We start from the raw sequence: 25,574 nt of genomic DNA on the forward strand, positions 1-25,574 counted from the left end.
CGCGCTACTTCCCCGTCAGCAGGACGGAGTTCATGACCGCGCCGTGGTGCGCGCCGAGCACCGGCCCGGACGAGGGGGTGCCGTGCCGGACCAGGACGCCGGAGGGCTGCGACCCGTACAGGAACGGGCCGAGCACGCAGGCGACCTCGGCCTCGGCCGTCCGGCCGGTCTCCGCGTCCGCGAAGCGCATCGGGATCAGGTCGGGTTCGACGCGTTGTTGCAGGACGTGCGGGGCCTGTCGGCCGGCCCGCTCCAGCGCCCGGTGCCACTGCTCGGGGGAGAGCGCCGCGCCGACGACCACGCCGGAGCCGCCGAAGCCGTCGGCGGGCTTGAGGACCCAGTCGGTGTGCCGGGTGAGGGCTGCGGAGTGCTCCAGGGGCACCGTCCGGGGAATGTGGGCGTGGACGAACTCCCGCTCGGTCCCGTCCAGTTCGGGCAGGTCCTCCCAGAGCCAGGCCAGTGTCCGCTTGTTGGTCAGCAGCATGGTGGCCTCCGGCGTGAACATCCGTACGGTGCCTGCCGCGAGGGCCCGGGCCAGTGCGGTCAGCCCGCCCCCGGCGGGCTGGCCGTGGCTGACGAAGGGCCGGAACACCGCGTCGACGGGCCGGTCGCCGGCCAGGAGTCGGTCGTGCCGGTCGGCCGTCAGTCCGTCCAGCGGGTGGGTGAACATGTTCATGCCGTGGTCGCGGGCGTGCCGGAAGACCGGCGCGAGCCACCGCGCGAACCGCTCGGGGTCCTCCAGCGCGGGCAGCACCCCCACCTCGAAGTGCGGGTACACGACCGAGGCGGCGCCGGCGGCCGTGGCCCGCGGCCCCAGGAAGGCGCGGACGGCGCGCGTCCTGGCCGCCACCGCCGACGGTGGGGCGCTCAGCCCGGGCCGGGCCCCGTGGTGGCGCAGGAAACGGGCGGCGATCAGATCCGCCTGCTGCACCCCGCCCAGCGCCCCGTCGACGTTGAGCTCCACGAACCTCGGAACCCCGCGCTCCGTCAGGACGTCGGGGCGGATCGACGTCAGCAGACCCTCGTCCAGGGGCTGTTCGTGGTCCAGGAGCGGGTAGTGCGCCGTCGGCGCGCCGAGCGCGGCCAGCAGCTCTCCCGCCGTACGGGCGCGCCGGCGGCAGGCGGCGAGCACGAGTCGTGCGGCCCGTACGGTCAGCCGGCCGAGGCGGGCGTGATCGGCGCGGTTCAGCAGCAGCGGTGCCAGGGGCCGCCAGCGCCCGTCGGCGCCGTGGACGCCGTCGAGCAGTGCGGCCGCGCCGGCCGCCGGCGGGGCGGGAACGATCACCCGGCGGCCCGCCCGCCGTCGAGGAGGGTCCCGATCCGCTCCAGCCCCTCCCGCAGGACGGGTTCCTCGCGGGCGAACGTGATCCGCAGCCCCCGCTCGGCGCCGAACACTTCGGCGGGCATCAGCAGCACCCGGCCGTCCCGGAGCACCCGGCGGCAGAAGTCCAGGGAACCGTCCTCCCCGGCCAGCTCCAGCCAGGCGAACGGTGTCCCCTCCGGCTCCAGCAGCCGGACGCGGTCCGCGTGCCGGGCCGCCCAGGCGCGCAGCAGGGCGAGGCCCCGCGAGGTGAGCCGCCGGTAGCGGTCCAGGTGGGGTCCGGGCCGTTCCAGGACGTCCGCGGCCAGTCGCTCGGTGAGGACGGAGTTGGAGATGGTCGTGAGGTGCTTGTGTTCCACGGCCGTGCGCACCAGGTCGGCGGGCCCGCACATCCAGCCCGTCCTGAGCCCGGGGAACCCGTAGACCTTGGACACGCTGGAGACGGAGACCGCCCGCTCGTAACGGCCGAGCAGGGAGTCGGCGGCGAGGTCGACGACGTACTCCTCGTCGAGCACCAGGTGGGTCCCGTGGCGACGCATGGCCGCGGTCAGCCCGGAGGCGTCGAGGTCGACGGCGCGCCGCCCGGTGGGGTTGCAGGGCGAGTTGAGGATCACGGCCCGGGTTCGGGGCCCGACCAGGGTGGCGGCCCGCGCCACGTCGGGCCGGCCGTCCGGCGTCGCGCCGACGACGTCGACGCGGCAGCCGAGCGCGGTCGGGACGTTCCACGCCTGCTGCCAACCGGGCGCGAAGACCACGACGTGGTCGCCGGGGCGGAGCAGCACCCGGTACAGGAGGTAGAGCGCCTCCTGGGCGCCGTGGGTGATGCCGACCTCGTCCGCGTCCCGCCCGTACCTCCGGGCGACGACGGCGCGCAGGTCGGCGCCGCCGCGGTCGCTGCCGTAGTCCAGCACCAGGTCGGCCGGAAGGGTGAGGTCGCGGACGCTGCCACAGGCCGTGTTGCTGTCGCCGAGGTTGATGTCGTACCGGCCCTTGGCGTCCTCGAAGACCCAGCGGCGCATCGGGTACGTGGCGGAGGCGATCGTCACGCGGCCCCCTCCACGGGCCGGGGGCCGGCCAGCCGCCGTGACAGCCGGGGTGCCCAGTGGCCCTGGAGGACGGCACGGACCTCGCCGGTGAGGGAGACCCGCCCGTCCCCGTCGATCCCGACGGCGACCGTCCCGCCGGGCATCTCCACGGTGACCCGAGGACCGGTCAGGCCGAGCGCGTGCGCGGCGACGGCGGCCGCGCACGCGCTGCTGCCGGAGGCCAGCGTGTATCCGGCTCCGCGTTCGAAGACCTCGATGCGGATCCGGTCGTGGTCCACGACGTCCAGCAGTTCGAGGTTGATCCTGTGCGGGAACAGTTCGTGGTCGCGTACGGCGGGGCCCAGCCGGCGGGCGAGGGCCTCGTCGACGGCGGCCGCCCCGGGTTCGATGACGCAGTGCGGGTTGCCGAGGTGCACGCAGGTGGCCGTCCAGGCGGCGTCGGCGGCGGTCAGCGGCTCCCGCAGCATCGTGCGGCGGGGCCCCGTCGCACCGACGGCGAGGCTGTCCAGGGTCGCCGGTCCGAGGTCGACGCCGACGGTGCCCGCCGCCGGGTCGAGGATCCGTACGGGCGCGGGCCCGGCCGAGGTGTGCAGGACGAACGCGTCGGCGTCGGTGTACCCGGCGTCGCGCAGGTACTGGGCGAAGATCCGCAGTCCGTTGCCGCTCTTCTCGCACTCGGTGCCGTCCGCGTTGAACGTCCGCAGGCGGTAGCCGTCCGCGGCGGGCAACGGCCCGTACAGGACGCCGTCGGCGCCGAGCCCGAAGTGCCGGTCGCACACCTGCCGGACCAGTTCCGGGGTGGGTTCGAAGGCCGTGTGCCCGGGGTCGATGACGACGTAGTCGTTGCCCAGCGCCTCGTACTTGGTGAAGTCGTACACGGGGCGCCCTCAGACCGCGGCGGTGGCCGGGACGGCCGGGAGGGCGGGCATGCGCTCCAGGAGGGCGTCGAGGTAGTCCGCCGAGGTGTTGAGCCGGATCAGCGCGCCGAGAGCGATCTCGCGGCCGGCGCGCTGGTCGGCGTGCAGCAGCGGGTGCACCACGTTCTTGAACCAGCCCGCCGCGTGCTGGGCGTCGACGCCGATGTGCAGGTCGTGGTAGACGATGCCGTCTTCGTCCAGGTCGTGGCGGCGCCAGGCGTCGACCACGCAGCGGAACCGCCGGGGGGCCAGGTATTCGGTGACGCCGAAGTAGCCGACCGCCTTGTAGTAGTGGCGGCGGGACAGGGCGAGCGCCGCCGAGATGTTCCCGCAGATCCCGGCCTCCAGCAGGAAGGAGTCGCGGATGTACGCGGGGTCGGCGCCGATCGAGTCCAGTACCCGGGCGAACAGCGCGGAGTGCACCAGGGTGGGGTCCCCGTTGCCCATCTCGTCCCAGTAGTTCGCGGCGATCTCCAGCTTCTCCCCGCCGGACCGGCCGATCTGGAGGAAGGCGAGGATGTCGTCGAACCGCGGGTCGAGGCTGGTCTCCTGGGCGAGGAGCAGGCGCAGGTCCTCGCGGGTCCCGGCCTGGGCCAGGTGGCTGTGGTAGAGGGGGTGCCAACCGGCGGGGTGCTCGCTGACCAGTGCCTTCAGCCAGCGGACGTACTCCGGCCCGGTGGTGGGGTGGCCGGTGACGTCGTCCTCGGATATGCGGGTCAGCTCGTGGCCGAGCACGGCCCGCTCCAGCAGCGCGGCGACGTCCCGGAGGATGGGCTGCCGCTCGTGGTCGACCTCGTCGAGGGTGGCGGCGGAGAACTCCGCGTCGTGGACCAGTGCCAGGGCGGTGTGCACCTCCTCCAGCGCGGCGCGTTCGCCCCGCCCGTACGCGCGTTCGGTCAAGGTCCGGCAGCGCGCGGCGAGGTCGCCGCGGAAGGAGTAGTCGTCGTTGAGCCCGTCCAGGTCCGCGGCGCCGAGGTCCGCGAGGGCGCGCAGGGTGGAGGGCAGGCCGTGGTCCAGGGAGGGCTTCGGGTTCGTGCGCATGCGAGGGGTACCTGTTCCCGTCAGTCGTCGTCCTGGGCGAGCGCGGCCGCGTCGTGTTCGTCGCCGTACCACTTCTCGCTCCAGCGGGAGAACGCGACGATGAAGATGTCGCGGTGGCCCGGTGCTCCGGTGGCGGCGACGACGTCGGTGACGTCGTGCGCGAGGGCCCGGTCGTCCAACAGGACCGCCTGGCCGGGCTGGAGCGTGCCCGTCCAGAACGGCCGGTCGGCGCCCGGCTTCCACAGCCGGGTCTCGCCGCCGCCGACGCCTTCCCGGCGCAGTACGCCGATCATCACGAACTCGTGCCCGTCGTGGTGGACCCCCTCGGGGGTCAGCGGGCCGGGGCGGCCGGGTTCGGCGCGGGTGCGGTTCTGGTGCAGGTTGAGCTGCCAGGTCTCGTCCGGGTCGAGGCCGAGCGTGTCGAGGCCCGCCGCGATCAGGGGTGTGAAGTCGACGGCTACGGGCTCGTAGGCACGGCGCATCCCGCCGCCGACGGCGTTGAACTTCTTGAACGCGGTGTAGTCACGGTGCGGGAGCAGCTCGAAGGCCCAGCCGCTTTCCGGGGTGTGGGCGAGGCGGTACTGGGAGAACCGCTTGGACCGGGTTCCGTGGCCCATGTGGGCGTCGACCGGGAGGTCGTCGTAGCTCGCCACCACGCCGGGGGCGGTTTCGGGGAGGTCGATGACGGAGAACCCCTCGGGGCCGAGCGCCATGGAGATGTCCTTTCGGTGGGGGAGGGGTCGGTGTCAGAGCAGGCCGTACGTGCGGAACTCCTGCGCCACCTCGGGGTCGTCGAGGACGTCCAGCGAAGTGAAGTAGTGCAGGGTCCGCTTTGCGGTCAGCCGGGTGTGGGCGGCGACGGTGCACTCGTCGTAGACCTCTGCCAGGACCTGCTCGGCGGAGTCGTGGGAGAGCCCGTACCCGAGCAGCTCCTCGCGGATGGCGTCGGTGTCGGGCCGCAGGAACGCGTCGACGAGGCGCGGAGCGAGCAGTGCGGCCGTCCTGCGCTCGGTGCGGTCCAGGCCGGCCCACAGGTACTTCAGGAACGTCGCGAAGTAGGCGTGGTGGCGGCCCTCGTCCACGGCGTGGTCGCGGATCGTTTCGCGGACGGCGGGCATCACCCCGTCGTCCACCGGGATCTCGGCGAGGCTGGCCGAGATCAGGGTCTCCGACACCGTGACGAAGATGAGCTCCGCCAGGGCCCGGTACTCCGGTGCGAGCGTCGCCTGGATCTCCTCCAGCCGCTTCAGGAAGTACGGCTGCCGCGGCAGCCGCGGTGCGATTCCGGTCCGGTCGCGGACCTGGCGCATCAGGTCCACCGAGAACAGCGCGTGGTACGCCTCGTCGCAGTAGATCTTGTACGCGTCGAAGCGCATCTCCTCGGGCAGCTCGACCCCGACGGAGCCGCCCGCGATGCCGAGGACGGTGCGGTTGACCACCAGTGTTTCCAGCTTGGCGGTGAAGTCGAGGTACCGGTACAGGTGCTGGATCAGGACCTGGTCGAAGAGCTCGGGCCGCAGCTTCGCGATGAGCGGGTGCCGTGCGACGGGCACGAGGTCGGGGGAGAAGTAGCGGACGGCCTCCGAGGAGGGCTCGTCGAGCGTCCGCCGTGGCGCCTGGCGTACGGAGGACCGCTCCCACCAGCGCCCGAAGGGGCTGGTGTACGTGGTGTCCTCCGCCGCTCCGGCGCCGCGGGTCCCCTCCTCGGCGGCCCCGTCCGCCCCGCCCGTGGGGGCGGCGGGGGCGGTGAGTGCCTTGCGGGGGCAGTAGGCGAGGGCGGAGCATCCAACGAAGAGCCCGACTATCCCGCACATCGCGTGGTTCCCAATCGTTCGTCGTGGTGTCGGATCGCGGTTCAGAAGAGCCGGAGCTGGCCCGTGCGCTGGGCGCGCCGCTCGCCGAGGCGGAGCATCAGTGAGGCGAGGAGCAGCAGCGCCACGGTGACGGCGGCGAGGCCGCCCAGCGTCCCCGCGAGGTCGGTGAAGCCCTTGCCCTCCAGCAGTGCGCCGCGGACGACCTTGAGGCTGCCGGTCAGCGGCAGGGCGGTGCCGATCGCGGCGATCCAGCCGGGCAGGGCGGTCACGGGGATGCGGGCCCCCGACGCGAACGCCATGGGGTCGTCGAAGATCGTGAAGAGGAAGGCCGAGTCGCGGGAGAAGATCAGCAGGCTGTTGAGGAAGGCGCCCCAGGCCACGGCCGGTAGGAGCAGGGCCAGGAACGCCACGAGGAACATCCCCGGATGCGCCGGCTTGACGACGTCGGTCACCAGGAAGAGCGTCAGGCTGAAGCAGAGGAACAGCCAGGCGTTCTGCAGCAGGGCGCCGAAGCCGTTGGCGACGACCATGACCAGGCGCGGGACGGGCGACAGGAACAGCAGCTCCAGCGTTCCGGTCTGCCGCTCGAAGGAGAAGTGCCAGGCGGACTGGACGAGCGCGAAGAAGAAGGAGAAGCCGAGCGCACCCGTCGCCAGGAACGCGAGGAGCTGCTGGGGGTCGGCGGCGGCCGACCACTTAGAGCCCGCCGCGCCGCCCACGACCGGCCGCACCGTGTAGTAGGTGGTGAGGAGCTGGAGCAGCGGCCACAGCAGCATGGAGAAGAACACCAGGTTGCTGCCGCTCATCCTGCGGTGCTGCTTGAGGATTTCGGCGGCGCCGATCCGGGCCATGGTCCTCATGCCGGTACTCCCTGGGCGGCTGCCGGCGCCGCGGTGGAGTTCCCGAGGGCGAGGATGGCGTCCTCCAGCGAGGGAGTGCCCACGGAGAGGCCGGCGACGGTTCCGCCCGCCGCCACGATTTCGGTGACCAGCGGGCCCGCGATGTCGTCGGGGTGGCGCAGGGTGATGCTGAGGGCGCCGTCCTCCATGGACCGACCGGAGACCCGGGCGTCCACCCGGGTCGCGAAGTCGGCGATGGCCGTCTGGACGGCGGCCGACGGGTTCGGGACGGTCACGGTCACGGTGCCGTGGCAGCCGGTGGCCGAAGTGATCGTGGCGGGGCTGCCCTCGGCGAGCATCCGGCCCTTGGAGACGACGTGGACGTGCTCGCACAGCTCCTCCACCTCGGCGAGGTAGTGGGAGGTGAGCAGGACCCCCTTGCCGTCGGCTGCCAGCCGCGCGACGACCTTGCGCAGGTCCCGGGCGATGGGGGCGTCGAGACCGAGGGTGGGCTCGTCCAGCAGCAGGTAGTCGGGGTCGTTGATCAGGCCGCGGGCGATCGCGAGGCGCTGCGTCATGCCGCGCGAGTAGCGCTCCACGACGGTGTCCGCGGCGTCCGCCAGGCCGACGACACCGAGCAGTTCCTCGGCGCGCTCGCGCAGCACCGGCTCGGGGACCCCGTAGAGGACGCCGAAGTAGCGCAGGTTCTCGCGGCCGGTCATGCGCGCGTAGACCATGCGCTCACCGCCCGCGATGAGGTTGATCCGGCGGCGTACGGCGCGGGCGTCGGACACCGTCGACAAACCGTCCACGGTCACCGAACCGGAGGTGGGCCGCAGCAGCGTGGAAAGGATCTTGATGGTGGTGGTCTTGCCCGCGCCGTTGAGGCCGAGGAACCCGGTGACCCGGCCGCGCGGCACGGTGAACGAGAGGCCGTCCACAGCCGTCTTCAGGGTGCGGGGGCCGAACATCCGCTCGCGTACGGCGAACGTCTTGCGCAGGTCCCGGACGACGATTCCTTGGGTCACGGTCAGAAGGTCCTTTCGAGAGCACGCTGCTCCGCGCGGGGGAGCAGCCACCGGCCCAGGGCGAGGTAGCAGGCGCTGACCACGGCGGCGACGCCCAGCCGGGGCAGTGCGGTGGCGTAGTCGAAGTCCCCGGAGAGCGCCGCGCGCAGGCCGTCGAGCGAGGCGGTGACCGGGAGGAGCTCGGCGAGCCACTGCGCGGGTTCGGGCAGGTACGCGCGGGGGAAGGTGAAGCCGCACAGCAGCCCCATGCCGAGGAACAGGGTGTTCTGCGAGATGTGGGCCTCGCCCGCGAAGAGCATCACGGCCGACAGGACGAGGGACATCGCGAACAGCGCGAGCGTGAACACCAGCAGGGACAGGGCCAGCCCGGCCGCGTGCGGTACGGGCAGCGTCACGCCCAGCAGCGCGGCGACGACGGACAGGGCGCCCGTCTCGGCGAGCGTGCTGAGGACCGCGAACGCCCCGAAGCCGAGCAGGTACGGCATCCGGGCCGCGGGCGCCACGACGAGCGCCGCGATGGTGCCTTCCCGCTCCTCCGTGATCAGGGCCTTGGCGGTCCACAGCAGCATGCGCACGGCGAAGGTGTAGGTGATGGCGCCGACTGCGACGTAACCGACGTAGTCGGACGAACCCGTGGCCGAGGTGAAGCCGGAGTCGACCTCGCCACCGCCCACCGCCCGATGGGCGAGGAAGGCCAGGACGATGGTGAGGGCGCCCGTGAGCACGGTCGACGTGAAGTACGTCCAGGGGTAGGCGCGCCGGGTCAGGGCCCACATGCGCCAGAAGGTGGCGAGGACGACGGACACGGGTCAGGCGCTCCCCATGTCGATGATGTCCGCCTCGGCGAGTTCGGCGAGGAGTTCGAGGACGTCGGCGGTGGCCTCCTCGGTCCCGATGCCGTACTCGGCGGCGAGCAGTTCGCCGATCCGGCCGGCCGAGCGGCTGCCGTCGACGTTCTGGAGGATGAAGGCCGCGGACTCGGAGAGCTCCAGGGCATGGGGGCCGTTGGCCGCGAGCAGCTTGCCGCGGAACTTGCGGAACCGGGTCTCGGGCGTGGGCCGGGGTACGGCGTCGGCTGCGGGCGTGGTCGTCATCGCTCAGATCTCCACTTCCATGGAAAGGCTCTTGCACAGGGTGATCACGTCCTCGACCCACGGGCGGGCGGTGGCGGGGTCGAAGTCGCGCATGGTCTCGACGGCCCAGTACCGCTCGTACGGGAGCGCCTCGGGACGGGCCGCGGCCATGCGCCGGGCACGCCACTTGACCAGCCGGCCGACCTCGCCGTGGGAGGCGAGCAGGGCGTCCACGGCGTGTCCGAAGGCCTGCCGGACCGAGAGGACGGCACTGTCCACGTCGTCGACCGCCAGCTGGCCGAGCGCGTCCTCGACGAAGTCGTCGGCGTTGGTCAGGCAGTACGTGACGACGACGGCGCGGAACGCCGACTCCTCGATCTGCCGCCGCCGCTCCCGGACCCAGTCCTCGCCGGACAGCGGACGGCAGGCGAGCAGTCGCTCCAGGAGCTGTTCCTCGTCGCGGGTGACGATCTGGCCGATGGAGCGGCCGGTGTCGAACTCGGCCCAGGAGACCTTGTCGAGGACCTCCCCGATCTGGGCGTCGGTCCAGTACTTCAGCTCCCAGCGCCGGCCGTCCCCGGGGAAGTGCGCGGTGGGCACGTCGGGGCGGGTCAGCGGGAGCTGCAGGGACCCGGAGGCGGCGCCCGCCCAGGCCTCGTCGGTGACGACGTAGATGTCGACGTCGCTGGAGGGGTTGGCCCAGCCGCGGGCGAGCGAGCCGACGACGAAGGCCGAACGGTGGTCCGCGGGCAGCAGGCCGTGGCGCGCCACCTCGTCGAGGCATCGGGTGAAGTCGAAACTCATGGGGTCGGCCTTCCGGAGCGAGCGCACTGGAACTGGAGCACCGCGGGGGGAATGTTGTTGAGGAGGTGGGCCAGCAGGGCGGGGTAGAGCGATTGCGAGGCTGCGGTGAGGGCCAGCAGGGCCGCCGCCGAGCCGATCTCCACACCCATGGCGCGCGTCGAGTCGCGGCCGTTGGCGCCGGGCGGGACGTGGTGGCGGGCCACGAACGCCGCTGCCGCCAGCAGGCCGAGGGGGGCGGCCGTGCCCGCGGCGGTGGTCAGCACGACACCGCGGAACAGCGCCTCCTCGCCGGCCGGGCCGACGAGCGTCGCCGTGGCCCGGGCGTACCCGTGGCCGGGGCGCGTGGGTCCGGCGAGGAACGCCAGCTCACCGGTGGCCAGGGCGCGCAGGTTCATACCGCTGGCCCAGATCAGTGCGGCGCCGAGCGCGCCGCCCGCCGCGTACCACCACCAGTCGGCGCTCTGCCCCCACCAGGCGGCGTCGGTCCACCAGGCCACGGCGACGGCCCCGAGCGGGGCGATCAGCCCGCACAGGGTCTCGGTCCAGAACCCGGCGACGGATCGGGTGGTCCGGGGCAGTCGCCAGGGCAGGCACAGCAGCAGCGTCTCGGCCACCAGGAGTACGGCCACCACCCGGGCGGAGCCGCCCGTGCCGGCCAGCGCGACCGCGAAGGCGAGCACGCAGGCCGCGGCCGCCAGCCGGCCCCGGGACAGGGGCCACCGCGCCCAGTCGAAGACCCGGGGGAAGGGCGGGGTGGCTGAGGTGGACCGCTCCGCGGCCGGGGTGGCGGCCACCATCAGGCGTCTGCCGCCGGCTCGGACAGGGTGATGACGCCCAGGTCGGCCGACTCGAACAGGGGGTCCGCGACCTCGGAGAGCGCACAGCCGAGGGCGGCCAGCAGTTCGTCGACGGTGTGCTCTCCGTCGATGGCGTCGAGCATCCGCACCCACGAGGGGGTGTCCGCCGCGTCGACGACGTACTGGATCTCGCCGTTCACCAGCACGTAGCGCACGTCGGGGTCGTTGGGCTCCGACAGCAGCAGCACCGAGTCGTGCAGCGCGGGCACCAGGCCGCCGTGGCGCTCCGCCCGGTTCAGCACGTGTGCCTCGATGGCGTGCCGCTCGGCGTCCCAGTCGGTCACGGTCAGTGCGGTGGGCACGGCGGCGGGGCGCGCGTCCACGGGGGCGGCGGGCGGCTGCTCGGCCATCTGGTCCAGCAGGCCGAGGTTGACGACCCGCAGGAGGAACTCGACGTGGCCGGAGGTCGGGTCGTCCTGGAGGGCGCGCAGGGTGGCGCGGGCGTTGTCCGCGTCGATGTACTCCTTGGCGCGGGCGCCCGACAGGGCCTCCTCCAGCAGGGCGTCCCCGTTCGCGGCGAGCATGGCGGCGAAGGCGCGGTACGTGTGGTGGACGCCGTCGCCGTAGAAGAACGGCACCTTGGGCCGGTCGGCGTACTCGCGCGGCAGGACGTCGCCGAGTCCGTCGCGCAGGATCCGCTTGTCCCAGATCAGCCGGGGCCGTAGGGCGGGCGGGACGGAGGCGGCCAGCTCCACCAGCCGGTGGTCGAGGAACGGCACCCGGGCCTCGATGCCGCTGCCGGCCGCGGTGCGGTCCTCGTGCCAGCAGTTGTACTGCTGGATGTCGCGGTACTTCCAGCGCCAGAAGCGGTGGTACGCGTCGTCGGCGGGGGCGCCGTCGCGCAGCACGTGCGGCCGTACCAGGGGGTGTGCGGCGGACTGCTCCCACCAGGCGGCGGTGCCGCGCGCGCGGTGGCGGTGGTCGCGCAGCGCCATCTCGTCGAGGTTGGCCAGGAAGCCCCCCCAGTCGCCGCCCCCGGCGGCGGTCACGGAGTAGCCGCCGTTGAACTCGTCGCTGCCGCCGCCCAGCAGCATGCCCTTGATCTCGGGGAACTCGCTCTTGACGTAGCGGTAGAGCTCCCGCTTGTAGAACACCTCGGGGCTGCACTGCGGGCTCTCCAACAGCCAGAGCAGGTCCTTCCACTCCTCGGCGGAGGGAACCCGCCGGGTGTCGAAGACGACCTGGTGGTTGTCGAGGCCGAGGAGCGCCGCGGCCCGGTGCCCGTGCTCGGAGTCGCCGTTGACGAGCGTGCTGCCGTTGAGCGCGGTGAAGGTACGGGGGCGGATGGTGCTGAGCGCGGCGACGGCGGCGGAGTCGACGCCGCCGCTGAGGAACAGGCCGAGCTCCACGTCCGAGGTCTCGCATTCGCGGACCGATTCGGCGAGGAGTTCCCGGTAGTGGGCGATGAATTCATCGGCGGACAGGTCGTCGCGGAAATCGCCGAGATCCGGGAACGACCAGTAGCGGTGGGATTCCGAACGGCCGTCGCGCAGGTCGAAGCTGACGATGGTCCCGGCCGGCACCAGCTCAATTCCGTGGAACCAGGTGTTGGGGGCGCCGTCCACGAGATCGGGTGCGCCGTTCAGCGCTTGATCGGCCAGGGCCCCGCTCCAGTCGACCTCCCGCGGGCAGGACGGGTCCTGGAAGAGCGCCTTGATTTCGGAACCGAAGATGAGGCGCTCGCGGTCCTGGTGGTAGAAGAGCGGCTTCACGCCGAACCGGTCGCGCGCGAAGACGATTTTGTTACGGGCCTTGTCCCAGAGGACGACGGCGAACATGCCGCGCACGTCGTCCAGGAACCGCAGCCCCTTCTCCTGGTACAGGTGGACCAGGACCTCGCAGTCCGAGCCGGTGCGCATCCGCACGCCGGACGGCAGGCCCGCGGCGAGTTCGCGGTGGTTGTACACCTCGCCGTTGGCGATGAGCACCACGCTGCCGTCAGGGCTGTGCAGGGGCTGGCTGCCGGCGGCCGGGTCGACCAGGGAAAGTCGGGTGAAGGCCAGCCCCACCGGGCCGGACCTCAGCAGTTCCCGTTCGTCCGGACCGCGGTGCGCCACGGCGTGGGCCATGCGGCGGAGCAGGTCGTCCGCGTCCGCGGGGAGCATCCGCCCGTCGGTACGGGCCAGTCCGGCCAGGCCGCACATATCCACCTCACCTGAATTCTTGTCTCGTGCCGGTACGGGGTCCGGCACCGATCCGGTGAAGAGCCGGGTGACGAGCCGGGTGAAGAAGGGGGAATAGGAAGGGCCGGGACGCCCGCTCCCGGAGGAGCGGGGGTCCCGGCTCTAGCGTCATCACGGGGAGACGCTCAGGACGGTACCGAAACCGACCTTCTTGGCGGAGGGCTTGATGTACTTCTTCATGTGAAATCACCTCCTTTCCCTTGGGGAATTGCTGGCCTTCGGGACCCGTTCACCGGGACCCCGTCGGCCTGCTGAGACGACATTAGGCGGAAGATTCCCGGATGCGCTCCTTCATCAAGCTGCAATGCAGGTTGATGACCTACGTACTGGGTGGTCGCCACCGGGGACGGCGCCCACAATCGGTACAGGGCCACTTATCGATTGGGAGTTGTGCTCGTGAAATCCCCTGTAGAAGGCACGCCATGGTCGACCCCGGCTGACTTTCAGGACCGGTTGCCACCGGTGGAAGTCCACTGCCACGGGTTCGGCGACGTCGATTTCTCCGACTTCACCAAGGTCGACCTGGTGCGGCTCGACGCGTGGTGTGCCCGTGAGGGAGTCCTGAGCCTGCCCACGATGTACCTGCACCGCGCGCAGCTTGCGGAGTTCGAGGCGTTCGTACGCGACTACGACCGCATGCGGCGCGAGGGCGGCCTGCGGCACATCGCCGGCATCGCCCTCGAAGGGCCGCTGCTCGCCAGCCATGGCGGCACCCCCGCCCCCACCGTGTGGGCGCCGACCCGCGGGGAGTGGGAACGCCTGGCCGCCCTCGGTGAGTTCGGGCTGAAGTACACCGTGCTGTCGCCGGACGCCTTCTCGCCCGCCTCCGAACTCCACGATGCGCCCGGCGCCCGCGAGACCGGCTTCGCCTGGCTGGTGCCGCTCCTCATGGCCCACGGCATCCGCCCGGCGCTGGGGCACTTCACCCGTGCCGATCCGGCGCGCAGCGCGGCGCAGGTCGACGAGATCGTGGACCTCGCCTGGCAGTCGGACTGGTCCGGCCAGGGCGTCCGGGTGGTCACGGACCACCTGTTCAACGACATGCCCCTGACGATCCGTCATGCGTTCCGCACGACCCGGGCGCGCAAGGAACGCGACGCGCTCATCGCCTCGTACGACCTGCCGAACTGGACGCTCCAGGGCATGGCCGACATCGCCGGCCCCGTGCCCGCGGCGATCATGCGACAGGCCGCGGCCGGCCGCATCGCCGCCTGCATCAACTTCGACGGCGAGCACGTGGACCTGGCCATCGCGGCCCGCGCGGTCCAGCTGATGGGCGTCGAGAACTCGATGATGATGACCGACCGATGTGACTCCGCCCGCCTGGGCGGCCAGGACCTGCACCAGACCGCGGACAACGGGCTCTGGTACCAGGACGCCGGCGTCGTCGCCGCCGGATCGGTCCCGCTGGCCCGCCAGATGGCGAACGCCCGCGCGCAGGGTCTGTCGGACGAGGAAGTCCACGCCCTCGTCGCCGGTACCGCGCACCGGGTGTTCGGCCTCTCCGTCGGCGCGGATCTGCGCGTCTCCGCCGCGTAACCACTCAAGGAGTCACAGATGCTCGATGAACTCGACCGCCTGGTCGTGGACTGGTCGGACCTGCCCAGGGCCCGCGCCCAGACGAAGGAGATCCTCACCGCGCTCAGTGAGGACAAGGCGGCGCTCACCCAGCTGCTCGAACGCGCCCGCGAGGAGGAGGACCTCTTCGACAAGTGTGAGCACCACCGGCTGCTCGACAAGCTGGTGGTCTACGACGCCCTCGACCGGGGCTTCCGCATCCGGGTCCACGTGTCCACGGAGGACCACCGGGACCGGCCGCACGACCACCGGTTCTCCTTCACCTCGCTGATCGTGCGCGGCCAGTACAAGCACGTGCGGCACGAGCTCACCGGCCGGTTCGACGAGGACGCCGTCCCCGCGGGCGCCCAGGACGACTTCGACGCCGTCCCCACCGACATGAAGGTGGTGCCCCGCTTCGTCACGCACGAGCAGGCGGGCAACTGCTACACCCTGCACCACAGCGAGATCCACACCACGTACACGACCCCCGACACCGTGTCGCTGTTCCTGCGCGGCCCCGTCGAGAAGGAGCGCTCGATCATCACCGAGCGCGAGACCGGACGGGTCTGGTGGCGGTTCGGCGAGGACAAGGAGAAGGCCTCGCGCCGCGGCAGCAAGCGGATCAGCAAGGCGTACTTCGACGACCTCACCAGCCGGCTGCGCGCCATGGAGGTGCTGTGATGGCGACCCGACCGGGCGATGACCTGCTGTACCCGGCGTACTCCGACCTCCTGGAGCCGCCCGTGGCCGGCGATGTCGTGGCGGCCGAGGCCTTCATGGCTTCACTGCCCACGGTGCGCTGGGACGACCTGGAAGCCGCCGCGGAGATCACGCAGGCCGTCGCACGCCGCATCGGCGACGACCGGGCGCTCCTGCGCGCCCTGCTGGCGCGGGCCGTCGCGGACCCCGTGCTGCGCGAGAAGTTCGAGTGCCACGCGCTGGACGACAAGATCGTGATCTGGGACGACCAGGAGAAGGGCCTGCGCATCCGCCTGCGGCTGGCCAACACCGACCAGTACGAACGGGTCCACAACCACCGGTACAGCTTCACCGCGTACATCCTGCACGGCGCCTACCAGCACACGCTGTACGCGACGGACCAGCCGCTGGACGAGACGGCCGACGTCACCCGCTTCTGGGCGCACTTCGTGCGCGAGGAGCCGGTGGGCCGCTGCATCACGCTCGACCACGAACAGCTGCACACCACCATCACGGAGCCCGAGACCATCTCCCTGATGATCCAGAGCCCCGCCCGCAAGCAGCGCGCCTTCATGATCCGCCGCGAGGACGGGCACGTCTGGTACCGGTACGGTGCCGCCGACGAGACCGCCGAGCGCCGGGCGGAAGTCCGCATGTCCGACGACCGGCTGCGCCACTGGCTGTCCCGCCTCCGCGCGCACGGCGTGCTGTGAGCACCGTCTTCGGCCACCTGCGCTACGGACCCTCCGCCTGGCAGCGGATCGACCTGTACGGGCCGCTGGAGGAGCCGGCCGACCCCCCGGCGCCGGTCGTGCTCGTCCACGGCGGTTTCTGGCGGCACGACCGGACGGCCCAGGACCTGGAGCCGCTGGCCTGCGCACTGGCCGCGGCCGGGCACCGGGTCGCGGTCGTGGAGTACCGTCCCGCCTGGGACGGCGGCCACTGGCCCGGCGCGGCCGAGGACTGCCGGGCCGCGTTGCGGCTCCTCGCCGAGCGGGACCCCCGCTGGTCGGGGGCGACCCTCGCCGGCCACTCGGCCGGGGCGCACCTGCTGCTGAGTGCGGTCGCGGGCGCCGGGACGGGGGCGCGGCTGGTGCTGCTGGCCCCGGTCGTGGACCTCGTCGAGGCGGCCCGTCTGGGCGTGGGCGACGGCGCGGTCGACGTCTTCCTCGCGGCCCATCTCGCGGGCGGCGGGAGCCACGCGGACGCGACGCCGGTCCTCGGCCCGGGCGACGCGGCCGACATCACCGTCGTGACTGCGGAAGAGGACCAGGCGGTACCCGCCGCCCTGTCCGCCCACCAGCTGGAGCGGTGGAGCGCCCAGGGCCCGCCCCCGCGCGAGGTACGGCTCGCGGGCGCCCGCCACATGCACCTGGTCAACCCCCGGCGTCCGGCGTGCGCCGCGGTACTGCGCCTGCTCACGGGTACGGTCCCGGCCGCGGGAGACCCGGCATGACGGGTACGACGAGCGGGCGCCCGATGCGGATCGGCGTCCTCGTTTCCGCGACCGGCGCCAACCTCTCCACCCTGCTCGGCCTCCAGAGGCGAGAGCCGGAACGGTTCCAGGTCGCCCTGGTCGCCTCGCACGGCACCCGGGCCGGTGCGCTGGGCGTCGCCCGGGAGGCGGGCGTCGAGACGTGGACCGGTGACTTCGACGAGGTCTGCGGCCTGGCCTCGCGGGCCGAAGGGCCCGCGGCGAAGGCACGCTACCGCGCGCTCGCCCGGTCGTGGCACGACGGGCTCGACGACCGGATCCGGGCCTGGGAGCGCCGCGAGGGCGACCTCGACCTGGTCGTGCTGGCCTACCACCGTTGGATCGAGGGGCGGTTGTTGGACCGCTACCGCGGTCGGATGATCAACCAGCATCCCGGTGACCTCAGCGTCCTCGACGAGGAGGGCCGGCGGGTGCTCGTCGGCAAGGATCCGGTGCGCCTGGCGATGGGACTCGGGCACACGTCCACCCGGACCTCCTGCTTCCTGGTCGACGGGACCCAGGACGGTGGGCCGGTGCTGTGCACGGGGCCCCCGGTGCCGACGGCCGGCCGGCCGGCCACCGTCGAGGGGGCCTGGCAGCAGGAGCTGGAGCAGAAGGACCGCAGTGACCGGGCGTGCCTGGAATGGACCGTGCGGGCCCTGGCGGACGGCCGGCTGAGCGTGTCCGACCGTACGCACCGCGACGGGAGCCGGGTCGTGGAACTGGACGGAACCGAGACGCCGCTCGGCGGAATGAGGATGGTGGAGGAAGCGGAATGACCACGATCATCGATGAGGAGACCCGCTCCGCCGTGTCCCCCCGGACTTCCGCCGTGGGTCCCCGGGCCTTCGACGCGCTCAGCTCCGACCCCCGCAAGCGGGAGGCGTACCGCCTCGACACCTACGCGCGCGAAGGGCTCGACCTGTTCCGGTCGCCCGGCGACCGGGCATGGCTGTACGCGACGACGTTCGTGGTGCTCAAACCGGATGCCTTCGCCGGCCGCCGCTGCGGCCTGATCCTCGACATCCTGGCGGAGGAGGGCTGGCTGCCGATCGCGGCCCGCCCCCTGCGCTTCGACCCGCTCCTGACCCGCGAGATCTGGCGCTACCAGTTCAACGCGGCCTCGGCGCAGCGCATCGCCGTCGTGGACCACCTCCTCGGCGCGGGCCCGTCGCTGCTGGTACTGCTGCGCGACACCCGCCGCGAGCCGGGGCTGCCCGCGAGCGTCCGGCTGACCGCTGCGAAGGGATCCGCGGACCCCGGGGCGGCCCACGGCCGGGACCTGCGGACCAGGTTCGGCCGCGTGAACGGACTGTTCAACTTCGTCCACACGGCTGACGAACCGGCCGACGTCGTACGGGAGCTGCGGCTGTTCGGCTACCGCACGGGCAGCTCCTGGCTGCGGACCGCGCTCGGCGCGACCGTGGCGCAGCCCGACGGGCCGTGCCCGGCGCGGAGCCTGCTGCCCGAGCTGGAGCGGGAGGTCCCGGCGCACGACCTGGACCTGACCGAGAGCCTGCGCAGGCTCGCCGCCCGCGGGGACACCTGGGGCGAGCTGGCGCGCCTGCACGCGACGCCGCAGCGGGTGGCCCTCTGGCTGGAGGCGCTGGAGGACACCGAGCTGCCCGGGGGCGCCGCGCGTTGGGACGTACTGTCCGTACTGACCGGCTGGATCGAGTGCAACGAGCCGGGCGTGGCGCCGCTGCTGGCCACCGTCTCGGCAACCGACTGGAGGAACAACGGATGAAGCCGTTCCCCGATGACGTACAGGCCGTGGTCTTCGACTGCGACGGACTGCTCGTCGACACCGAGGTGTGCTGGACGCGCGCCGAGACGGAGATCTTCGCCGCGCACGGCCACGGCTTCGGACCGGAGCAGAAGGCGCTCGTGATCGGCCGCACCCTGGCCGCCGTCGGCGCGGCGATGGCCGACTACTTCGGCCGCCCCGGCGCGGGTGACGAGCTCGCGGCCGAACTCCTCGAAGGGGTCCGCAGGGAGCTCGCGAAGGGCGCCGACCCGCTGCCCGGCGCGGTGGAGCTGGTCAAGGCGTGCGCCGCGGCGGTTCCGGTGGCGGTGGCCAGCAACAGCCCGCGCGAACTCCTCGACACCGCGCTCGACTCGGCCGGTCTCGCCGGGTTCTTCCCGGTGTCCTTCGCCGCCGACGAGGTGGAATCGGCCAAGCCGGCCCCCGACCTGTACCTCGCGGCCTGCGCCGCGCTCGGCGCGGACCCGATCCGGTCGGTCGCCTTCGAGGACTCGGCCACCGGTATCGCCGCCGCGCGGGCCGCCGGGCTGTACGTGGTGACCGTGCCGTCGCTGAGCGGGGCCGTCCTCGACCACGACCTGCTCACCGACTCGCTCGCGGAGCCGGTCGTGGTGCGCTGGGCGGAGGGACTCGGTGCCCGTGCCGCTCGTTGACGATCCGCTGGTCTGTCTGTGCATGCACGTGCCGGAGAGCGAGGTGGTCGCCGCCGTCCGCGTCGGCCACCGCGACCTGCCGGCGATACGGGAGGCCACCGGAGCCAACACCGGGTGCGGCGACTGCGCCCCGGACATCGAGGACCTGATCGACGACGTACGGAACGAGGCGGCGTGAGGGCGCGGATGCAGCTAGCTGCACTGCACCCACAGGAAGTCGAAAAGACCTAGGCGAATTCACCATTCATGCATGACTGTTGGGGACCCGCACAGTGCGCACTTCAAGCCAGACGTTCTTTGCCACACTGGAGTGACCCTTCATGTCTTCGTACCCCCGCCGGCTGCCCCTCGTCGTCGCCACCGTGGCGCTCGCGCTGGTCTGCGCAGCCCAGGCCGGGCAGCAGGCCCCGGTCCGCGTCCAGGCCGACGGAGTCTCCGCTGAGGTTTCCGGACCGGTCATGGGGACCGCGTTGTCGACACCCGGAGCGCCGGGGGACATCCGCTGGGACTGACCCACCCCGTGCAGGGACGCCGACGACACTCCACGTCGTCGGCGTCCCCCTCACCTCCACCCCTCTCAGAGGGCGGGCGCCCCGGCTCCGGCGGTCTCGGGTCCGGGTGAGTCCAGCAGCCCGGACCGCTCGATGAGAACGCCCAGTTCGCAGCGGCTCCGCGCGCCCAGTTCCTCGTAGATCTTGGAGATGTGCGTCCGACAGGTCCGCACGCTCACCCCCATCCGGCGGGCGATGCTCTCGTCGGTCTCCCCCTCCGCGAGTAGCTTGACGATGGACAGCCGGATGTCCGACAGCATGTGCTTCACCTCGGGCGCCCTGTTCTGCGCCGAGAACGGCGCGGCGGACATCCAGGCCCGCTCGAAGGCGCCGACGAGGAAATCCACGACGGCCGGCTGGTACACGGCGATCGCTATCTGCCGGTCGCTGCGCGCCGGGATGAACGCCACCTTCCGGTCGAAGATGATCAACCTCTCGAAGAACTCGTCCAGCGTGCGCACGGCGCCGCCCGCCCGGACCACCCGGTTCACGTACTTGCGGGTGGCCGGATTGAAGCGGGCGGAGTGCTGGTACACCGTCCGCATCTGGACCCCGCGCTCCAGCATGGCCTGCGTGGACTCCCACGCGGCGGCCAGGCTCTCGGCGCTGCGGCCGCCGCCCGGCTGGGCGGTCAGCACCTCCTCCTGGCACTGTTCCGCCATCGTCTCCAGCTCGGCGTTGATGGCCTCGATGCCGACGAAGGTGCGGAACTCCCGCCCGTAGTCCGGGCCGTACTCCGCGTCCGCGTACACCTGTTGGTAGCGCGTGAACTCCGTGCGGACCTCGGAGACCTCCTGCTCCAGGGTCTCGATCTGGTTGTTCAGCGGCGCCAGCAGGTGGGAGACCGCGTCACGCGGCGTCGAGATCCCGAAGCTGCCGTCGTCCCCCTGGAGCGGCACCAGCAACCGGTACCTGCACAGCCGGTCCACGGCCGCCGCCGTGCGCGCTGCACTCCATCCCAGCACTTCGCTGGCCACCGCCGGACGCAACACGTTCTGACGGACCGCCAGACGATAAAGCTCCTCCCCATCGGCTTCCAGGTCAGGCTCTTTTGCCTGACCAAGGCGTGTTTGGTGCATCTGTTCGCCTCCGTGCTTTCCCCCTGTACCAATGACGATCGAAAATCGCCAAGGCTTCCGGAAGTTGCATTGCAGCTTCCGGGCCCCGACAGGTATAGATCACCCGACCGGGCCGGACAATGATTCGGCTGATGACCATGTCCCACATCACACAGCCGTCCCCTGTCCCCTCCCCCCGCCACGCTTCCGTCCCGCCCTTCCTGTCCGGCGGGGACTTCACCTACCGATGGGATCCGGCCCCCGTCTTCGTGCGTGCGGAGGGCGTCCGGCTCCACGACGACCAAGGGCGGGTCTACCTCGATGCCGAGGCGGCGAACGGAACGGCCGGTCTGGGATTCGACCCCGAGCTGGCCGCCGAGGCGGCCCGGCGCGTCGCCGCCGTCCCCACGCTGCCCTCGTTCTGCGAGTCCGACCTGCGGTTGCGCGTCGGCCGCCGCCTGGCCGACCGCTTCGAGGCCGCGACCGGCACGGCGGGCCGGGTGGCCTTCGAGCTCGGCGGAGCACAGGGCATGGAACTGGCCATGCGCATCGTCGCCGCCAACCGCGGGAACGGGCCCGTGGTCACCTTCCAGGGCAGCTACCACGGCCGCAGCCCCTACACCGCGCAGCTCAGCGCCGACGCCCGCTACCGGGAGCTGCTCGGCGGCGGCTCCCTCGACGTCATCCGACTGCCCTACCCCGACTGCCGCCGCTGCCCGCACCGCACCGCGGCCGGCTGCAACCCGGCCTGCGCCGAGTCGGCGATCCGCCCGGGACGGGAGTCGGTCACCGGAATCCCGGCGGCAGGATCCCCCGTCCCGTTGGCCGCCTTCGTCCTCGAACCCCTCTTGAACGTCGGCGGCATGGCACTGCCGGACAGCGGCCACCTGCGCCGCCTCGTCGACCACTTCCGCTCCCTGGGCGCCCTCATCGTCGTCGACGAGATCTTCACCGGCATGTACCGCACCGGCCCCGAGTGGGGATTCCAGCTGCACGGCATCGAGCCGGACATCGTCGTGGCCAGCAAGGGGCTCACCAACGGCCTCTCCGCGTTCTCCTGCGTGTGGGCCCGCGAGCCGCTCGCCGCCCCCGACGTCTTCCCGCCCGGCACCCACTCCTCCACCTACGCCGCGAACCCGTGGTCCCTCGCCGTCGTGGACACGGTGCTCGACCGGTACGAGGCCTGGGACGGCCGGGAGGAGGCGGTCGCGGCGCTGTCCGCCCGCCTGACCACGATGGCCGAGGCCCTCGCCGCCGACCACCCCGTCATCGCCGCGGTCCAGGTCGTGGGCGCCGTCGCCCGACTGGAGCTGGCCGGACCGCACGCCCCGGAACTGCGGGCGATCGCCACGGACCGGGCCGCGAGCGGCCGCCCCGGCCTGCTCCTCGCCAGCACCGGCATGGCCAAGGACGTCTTGGCCCTGCATCCGCCCCTGACCACCGGCGAAGCGGACCTCGCGCTCATCCACGAAGGCCTGGACGAGGTGCTGCGCACCTTCGCGTCCCGGGCCCGGAACCACGCGGTCTGATCCACCGGCCACCGCACCGGCCGCGACCGCGCGCCCCCGCGCCCGTGTGCCCGCGCACCGGCGCAGCCGCGCACCGGCCGTGACGCGCGCCCAGCTCATCGATCGCACCCTTCCCGAGAGAAAGAGAGACATGACCGACGTACGCACCGGCACGCACGCCGACGCCCTGAAGGAACAGGGCTGCACCCACAGCACGCTCGCCTCGGTACTCGGCGCGGGCTTCACCTCCACCCCCGAGTGGCACCGGTTCGCCGACAGCTGGAACCGACTGGGCCAGGACGGTTACATGGCCGACGGCGGCACCTACCGCGAGCGCCGCTACTCGGAGTTCTCGTACGACACCACCGGCACGGCCGACGCAGCCCTGAGGCAGTTGCCGCACGTTCCGTACTCCCAGTCGTTGGAGGTCAACTACCTCAACGGCGGCATCGACCGGCACTTCGAACCCTTCGAGCCGGAGGTCGCCGAAGGCACCGTCCTGCGGTCGGTCTTCCAGTGGTGTGCCGAGACCCTCCTCGCCGCCGCCGGCCCCGGCACCTGGCACATCCAGACCTTCCAGAACCGGATCCTGGCCAAGGGCGGGGAACAGGGCCGGCCGACGCCCGAGGGCCTGCACCGCGACGGAGTCGACTTCGTCCTGACCCTCCTCGTACGCCGGAACAGCGTCGAGGGCGGGGTCAGCTCCGTCTACGGGGCGACGTCCCGTGAGCTCGTCGCCGAGGTGCTGCTCACCGAGCCGGGCGAGTTCCTCTTCGCGGACGACCGCACGATGCTCCACAGCGTCACCCCGCTCACCCCCGAGACCCCCGGCGGCGAGGGCCACCGGGACGTCCTCATCGCCATGTTCACCCGGACCGAAGCCTGATGCGGAGGCACCTGATGCACCAGCGGATCATCCGCTCGTTCCGTCAGCTCACCACTGAGACCATGGACCCCGAACGACCCGTCGTGACGCTGTTCAGCGGCGGCCTCGACAGCAGCTACCTGCTGCTGCGACTGCGCGACGCGGGATTCCGGAACATCCACGCCGTGAGCGTCGACCTCGGCGAGGACGAGACGCTCGCGGACAAGCAGGAGATCACCGACGAACTCGGGGTGCGCCTGCACGTCATCGACGGCCGCCGCGCCTTCGCCGAGCGCTTCGTGCGACCGGCGATCGCCGCCCAGGCCGTCTACCTCGACACCCACCCGGTCAGCTCCACCCTGAGCCGGCCCCTGATCGCCGAGCTGTCGGTGGAACTCGCGGGCGAGCTCGGCGCGGGGGCCGTGCTGCACACCGCGAACCGCTCCCAGAACACGCTGCGGCGGCTGAACGGCGCCCTGGGCCTGCTCGGCTTCGACGGCTGGTACGGCAGCCCCTACGACCTGGACCCGGTCGACCGGGAGCAGAAGATCCTGGAGCTGAAGGAGGTCGGTCTCGACCGGATGAGCTCGCGGGTGGTCAGCGGCGACTCGAACCTCTGGTGCCGCGAGTTCGAGTCCGGCATCCTCGACGACCCCGAGGACCACGCCGTCCCCGAGCACATGTACCAGTGGAGCGCGGTGCGCCCCGACGCCACCGGCGAGACCGTGGAGATCAGCTTCCGGGCCGGCGTCCCCGTCGCCGTGGACGGCGAGGAACTCGGACTGCCCGAGATCATCGACACCCTCAACCGGCGGGCCGGCGCGTACGGCCTCGGCCGCTACAGCGGCCTGGAGCACCTCGACAACGGCGAGAAGGTCCTGGAGATCCGTGAGATGCCGGCGGCCACGCTGCTGCTGCGCACCTACCGGCACCTGGAGACCGCCACCCTCGGCGCCGAGACCATCCGGGAGAAGATGCACCTGGAGCAGCTGTGGGTCCGGGAGGCGCTGGAAGGCCGCTGGTTCGGTGAGCTGCGCCAGGCCCTCCAGTCGTTCATCGACGTCTGCGCGGCCGAGGTGTCCGGCACCGTGTCCTGGAAGCTCGCCCCCGGCAGCGCCGACACCCGGGCGATCGTGGCGGACCGGCCCCGCTACCTGCGGGACCGGGAGGCGTGGGAGAAGTACGCGATCCGGATCGAGAACGCCCCGTACGCCGCGGCATGACCGTCCTCACCCCGGGTCCGACCACCGTCGCCCCGGCCTGACCACCGGCGGGGGTCGGGACCGAAACGTCCCGGCCCCCGCCGCGCCGCGCCCCGCACCGGGGGAGACAACCGAAAGAGAGAACACCGACATGCGCCGCGCCGTTGCTCGCACGGGCTTCGTGGATCTGCTGCTCCTCCTGGTGGCCGCCGTGTGGGGCTCCACCTACCTCGCCGCCAAGGAACTCGTCACCCCGTCGACGGTGGTGGCGGTCCTCGCCCTCCGGTTCCTGCTCACCGTCGTCGCGATGGCCCCCTTCTGCGTTCCCAAGCTGCGCGCCGCCTCACGGCACGAACTGCTGACCGGCCTGCTGCTCGGCAGCATCCTGTCCGTGGTCTTCGTGTTCGAGACCTACGGCATCGCGCACACCAGCGCCACCAACGCCGGGCTCATCATCAGCCTCACCATCGTGATGACCCCGGTGCTGGACAGCGTCGTCGGCCGCGCCTGGCTCCCGCCGCGGTTCTTCGTGGCCGCGGTGCTCGCCGTCGTCGGCGTCGCCCTGTTGGCCTCGGGATCCGGACTGCGCATGCCCTCGTACGGCGACTTCCTGATCCTGGCCGCCGCCGCGGTGCGCGCCGTCCACGTCACCGTGATGCACCGCGTCTCGGCGGGCAGGCAGCACGATTCGCTGCGCCTGACCTTCGTGCAGATGGGCGTGGCCGGGATCGTCTTCGGCCTGGCCAGCCCCTTCGCCGGGACCTCGGCGGTGGCCCTGCTGCCCCGGCTGACCCTCGTCCAGTGGGCCGACCTGCTGTATCTGGTGCTGGTCTGCACGGTCTTCGCGTTCTTCGTGCAGATGTGGGCGGTACGGGCGACCTCGCCGTCCCGGGTCAGTCTGCTGCTGGGCACCGAGCCGGTGTGGGCCCTGCTCGTCGGTGTCGCCCTCGCCGGGGACCGGCCCGGCCTCGTCGGCCTCGTCGGCGCGGTCCTGATCATCGGAGGCTCCGCCTGGGGCCAGCGGATCGAGCGCCTCCACCGGACGGCGCCGACCGACGCCGCGCCCGCCGTCGAGGTGCCCGCCGTCGAGGTGCCCCGCCCCGCCGGCGCCCCGGTCGGCTGACGCGCGGTCTGCCCGCCCGTGCACCTCGGCGGCGGTGGGTGGGGTGCATGTGTCTGGTGTGGCGCTGGTGAGGGAAAGTACTGGTCAGGGGGTGTGGGGCCGCGGGTGGGCCGGGTGGGTGAAGTGTTGCGCGGGGCGTTGAGTCGGCTGCGGCGGATGCTGAAGCATCGGCGGCGACGGGCTGTGGCACATG

At 72.2% G+C, this 25,574-nt stretch carries 27 protein-coding genes; 13 read left to right on the plus strand and 14 right to left on the minus strand.

Annotation, left to right across the window (positions count from 1 at the left end):
• Positions 1-4: 4 nt before the first annotated feature.
• From ACFV7Q_RS05085 to asnB, 13 genes are read right to left on the minus strand one after another with little or no spacing between them, the layout of a single operon-like run.
• A complete protein-coding gene (locus ACFV7Q_RS05085; protein ID WP_385423696.1) occupies positions 5-1,285 on the minus strand; it encodes a hypothetical protein in 1,281 nt (426 codons plus the stop codon).
• Positions 1,282-2,367, minus strand: a complete 1,086-nt coding sequence (locus ACFV7Q_RS05090) for an aminotransferase class I/II-fold pyridoxal phosphate-dependent enzyme (RefSeq protein WP_385423698.1) — start codon at positions 2,365-2,367, stop codon at positions 1,282-1,284. Before ACFV7Q_RS05090 ends, ACFV7Q_RS05085 begins: the two co-directional genes overlap by 4 nt.
• A complete protein-coding gene (gene dapF, locus ACFV7Q_RS05095) occupies positions 2,364-3,245 on the minus strand; it encodes a diaminopimelate epimerase (RefSeq protein WP_385423700.1) in 882 nt (293 codons plus the stop codon). The genes ACFV7Q_RS05090 and dapF overlap by 4 nt, the downstream gene beginning before the upstream one ends.
• 9 nt (positions 3,246-3,254) lie before the next feature.
• On the minus strand, positions 3,255-4,325 hold the full coding sequence (locus ACFV7Q_RS05100) for an iron-containing redox enzyme family protein (RefSeq protein WP_385423702.1): 1,071 nt from the start codon (positions 4,323-4,325) through the stop codon (positions 3,255-3,257).
• 20 nt (positions 4,326-4,345) lie between these two features.
• Entirely contained in the window at positions 4,346-5,038 is a 693-nt protein-coding gene (locus ACFV7Q_RS05105) for a 2OG-Fe dioxygenase family protein (protein WP_385423704.1), read from the minus strand.
• Between the two features lie 33 nt (positions 5,039-5,071).
• Positions 5,072-6,139, minus strand: a complete 1,068-nt coding sequence (locus ACFV7Q_RS05110) for a diiron oxygenase (RefSeq protein WP_385423706.1) — start codon at positions 6,137-6,139, stop codon at positions 5,072-5,074.
• A gap of 41 nt (positions 6,140-6,180) precedes the next feature.
• Positions 6,181-6,999, minus strand: coding sequence for an ABC transporter permease (locus ACFV7Q_RS05115; protein WP_385423708.1), 819 nt, complete (start codon positions 6,997-6,999; stop codon positions 6,181-6,183).
• The gene (locus tag ACFV7Q_RS05120; RefSeq protein WP_385423710.1) at positions 6,996-8,006 is read right to left on the minus strand and encodes an ABC transporter ATP-binding protein; all 1,011 of its coding nucleotides are present in this window, start codon (positions 8,004-8,006) and stop codon (positions 6,996-6,998) included. The genes ACFV7Q_RS05115 and ACFV7Q_RS05120 overlap by 4 nt, the downstream gene beginning before the upstream one ends.
• A gap of 2 nt (positions 8,007-8,008) precedes the next feature.
• Positions 8,009-8,812 (minus strand): ABC transporter permease, encoded by an 804-nt coding sequence (locus ACFV7Q_RS05125; RefSeq protein WP_385423712.1) that lies wholly within the window; start codon positions 8,810-8,812, stop codon positions 8,009-8,011.
• Positions 8,813-8,815: 3 nt separating this feature from the next.
• Positions 8,816-9,100 (minus strand): PqqD family protein, encoded by a 285-nt coding sequence (locus ACFV7Q_RS05130; protein WP_385423714.1) that lies wholly within the window; start codon positions 9,098-9,100, stop codon positions 8,816-8,818.
• 3 nt (positions 9,101-9,103) lie between these two features.
• Positions 9,104-9,883 carry a nucleotidyltransferase domain-containing protein gene (locus tag ACFV7Q_RS05135; RefSeq protein WP_385423716.1) on the minus strand — a complete coding sequence of 260 codons (780 nt, stop codon included), beginning with the start codon at positions 9,881-9,883 and terminating at the stop codon, positions 9,104-9,106.
• A complete protein-coding gene (locus ACFV7Q_RS05140; protein ID WP_385423718.1) occupies positions 9,880-10,680 on the minus strand; it encodes a type II CAAX prenyl endopeptidase Rce1 family protein in 801 nt (266 codons plus the stop codon). The genes ACFV7Q_RS05135 and ACFV7Q_RS05140 overlap by 4 nt, the downstream gene beginning before the upstream one ends.
• A complete protein-coding gene (gene asnB / locus ACFV7Q_RS05145; RefSeq protein WP_385423721.1) occupies positions 10,680-12,884 on the minus strand; it encodes an asparagine synthase (glutamine-hydrolyzing) in 2,205 nt (734 codons plus the stop codon). The genes ACFV7Q_RS05140 and asnB overlap by 1 nt, the downstream gene beginning before the upstream one ends.
• Positions 12,885-13,385: 501 nt before the next feature.
• On the opposite strand from asnB, the gene ACFV7Q_RS05150 reads away from it, so the two are divergent.
• From ACFV7Q_RS05150 to ACFV7Q_RS05190, 9 genes are all read left to right on the plus strand, one after another.
• Entirely contained in the window at positions 13,386-14,462 is a 1,077-nt protein-coding gene (locus ACFV7Q_RS05150; protein ID WP_385423723.1) for a hypothetical protein, read from the plus strand.
• 18 nt (positions 14,463-14,480) lie between these two features.
• Complete coding sequence (locus tag ACFV7Q_RS05155) at positions 14,481-15,164, plus strand: hypothetical protein (protein ID WP_385423725.1); 684 nt, start codon at positions 14,481-14,483, stop codon at positions 15,162-15,164.
• Positions 15,164-15,895 (plus strand): hypothetical protein, encoded by a 732-nt coding sequence (locus ACFV7Q_RS05160; RefSeq protein WP_385423727.1) that lies wholly within the window; start codon positions 15,164-15,166, stop codon positions 15,893-15,895. Before ACFV7Q_RS05155 ends, ACFV7Q_RS05160 begins: the two co-directional genes overlap by 1 nt.
• Complete coding sequence (locus ACFV7Q_RS05165) at positions 15,892-16,638, plus strand: alpha/beta hydrolase (RefSeq protein WP_385423729.1); 747 nt, start codon at positions 15,892-15,894, stop codon at positions 16,636-16,638. The genes ACFV7Q_RS05160 and ACFV7Q_RS05165 overlap by 4 nt, the downstream gene beginning before the upstream one ends.
• Positions 16,635-17,435, plus strand: a complete 801-nt coding sequence (locus tag ACFV7Q_RS05170; protein WP_385423731.1) for a hypothetical protein — start codon at positions 16,635-16,637, stop codon at positions 17,433-17,435. Before ACFV7Q_RS05165 ends, ACFV7Q_RS05170 begins: the two co-directional genes overlap by 4 nt.
• The gene (locus ACFV7Q_RS05175) at positions 17,432-18,403 is read left to right on the plus strand and encodes a nucleoside-diphosphate kinase (RefSeq protein WP_385423733.1); all 972 of its coding nucleotides are present in this window, start codon (positions 17,432-17,434) and stop codon (positions 18,401-18,403) included. Before ACFV7Q_RS05170 ends, ACFV7Q_RS05175 begins: the two co-directional genes overlap by 4 nt.
• Positions 18,400-19,074, plus strand: coding sequence for an HAD family hydrolase (locus ACFV7Q_RS05180; RefSeq protein ID WP_385423735.1), 675 nt, complete (start codon positions 18,400-18,402; stop codon positions 19,072-19,074). Before ACFV7Q_RS05175 ends, ACFV7Q_RS05180 begins: the two co-directional genes overlap by 4 nt.
• Positions 19,061-19,252, plus strand: a complete 192-nt coding sequence (locus tag ACFV7Q_RS05185; RefSeq protein ID WP_385423737.1) for a (2Fe-2S)-binding protein — start codon at positions 19,061-19,063, stop codon at positions 19,250-19,252. The genes ACFV7Q_RS05180 and ACFV7Q_RS05185 overlap by 14 nt, the downstream gene beginning before the upstream one ends.
• Before the next feature lie 142 nt (positions 19,253-19,394).
• Positions 19,395-19,586 carry a hypothetical protein gene (locus ACFV7Q_RS05190; RefSeq protein WP_385423739.1) on the plus strand — a complete coding sequence of 64 codons (192 nt, stop codon included), beginning with the start codon at positions 19,395-19,397 and terminating at the stop codon, positions 19,584-19,586.
• 65 nt (positions 19,587-19,651) lie between these two features.
• On the opposite strand, the gene ACFV7Q_RS05195 is transcribed toward ACFV7Q_RS05190, so the two are convergent.
• A complete protein-coding gene (locus tag ACFV7Q_RS05195; RefSeq protein WP_385423741.1) occupies positions 19,652-20,602 on the minus strand; it encodes a LuxR C-terminal-related transcriptional regulator in 951 nt (316 codons plus the stop codon).
• Positions 20,603-20,835: 233 nt separating this feature from the next.
• On the opposite strand from ACFV7Q_RS05195, the gene ACFV7Q_RS05200 reads away from it, so the two are divergent.
• The 4 genes from ACFV7Q_RS05200 to ACFV7Q_RS05215 all read left to right on the plus strand — a co-directional run bounded on the left by ACFV7Q_RS05200 (position 20,836) and on the right by ACFV7Q_RS05215 (position 25,381).
• The gene (locus ACFV7Q_RS05200; RefSeq protein WP_385423743.1) at positions 20,836-22,212 is read left to right on the plus strand and encodes an aminotransferase class III-fold pyridoxal phosphate-dependent enzyme; all 1,377 of its coding nucleotides are present in this window, start codon (positions 20,836-20,838) and stop codon (positions 22,210-22,212) included.
• Between the two features lie 130 nt (positions 22,213-22,342).
• Positions 22,343-23,077, plus strand: a complete 735-nt coding sequence (locus ACFV7Q_RS05205; RefSeq protein WP_385423744.1) for a 2OG-Fe dioxygenase family protein — start codon at positions 22,343-22,345, stop codon at positions 23,075-23,077.
• A 14-nt stretch (positions 23,078-23,091) separates the two neighbouring features.
• Positions 23,092-24,279: an argininosuccinate synthase-related protein gene (locus ACFV7Q_RS05210; protein ID WP_385423746.1), complete on the plus strand. Its 1,188-nt coding sequence runs from the start codon at positions 23,092-23,094 to the stop codon at positions 24,277-24,279.
• A gap of 130 nt (positions 24,280-24,409) precedes the next feature.
• Positions 24,410-25,381: a DMT family transporter gene (locus tag ACFV7Q_RS05215; RefSeq protein WP_385423748.1), complete on the plus strand. Its 972-nt coding sequence runs from the start codon at positions 24,410-24,412 to the stop codon at positions 25,379-25,381.
• Positions 25,382-25,574: the final 193 nt, after the last annotated feature.

The sequence above is a fragment of the Streptomyces sp. NPDC059851 genome, from assembly GCF_042732005.1.
In the GTDB taxonomy this organism is placed as follows: Bacteria; Actinomycetota; Actinomycetes; order Streptomycetales; family Streptomycetaceae; genus Streptomyces.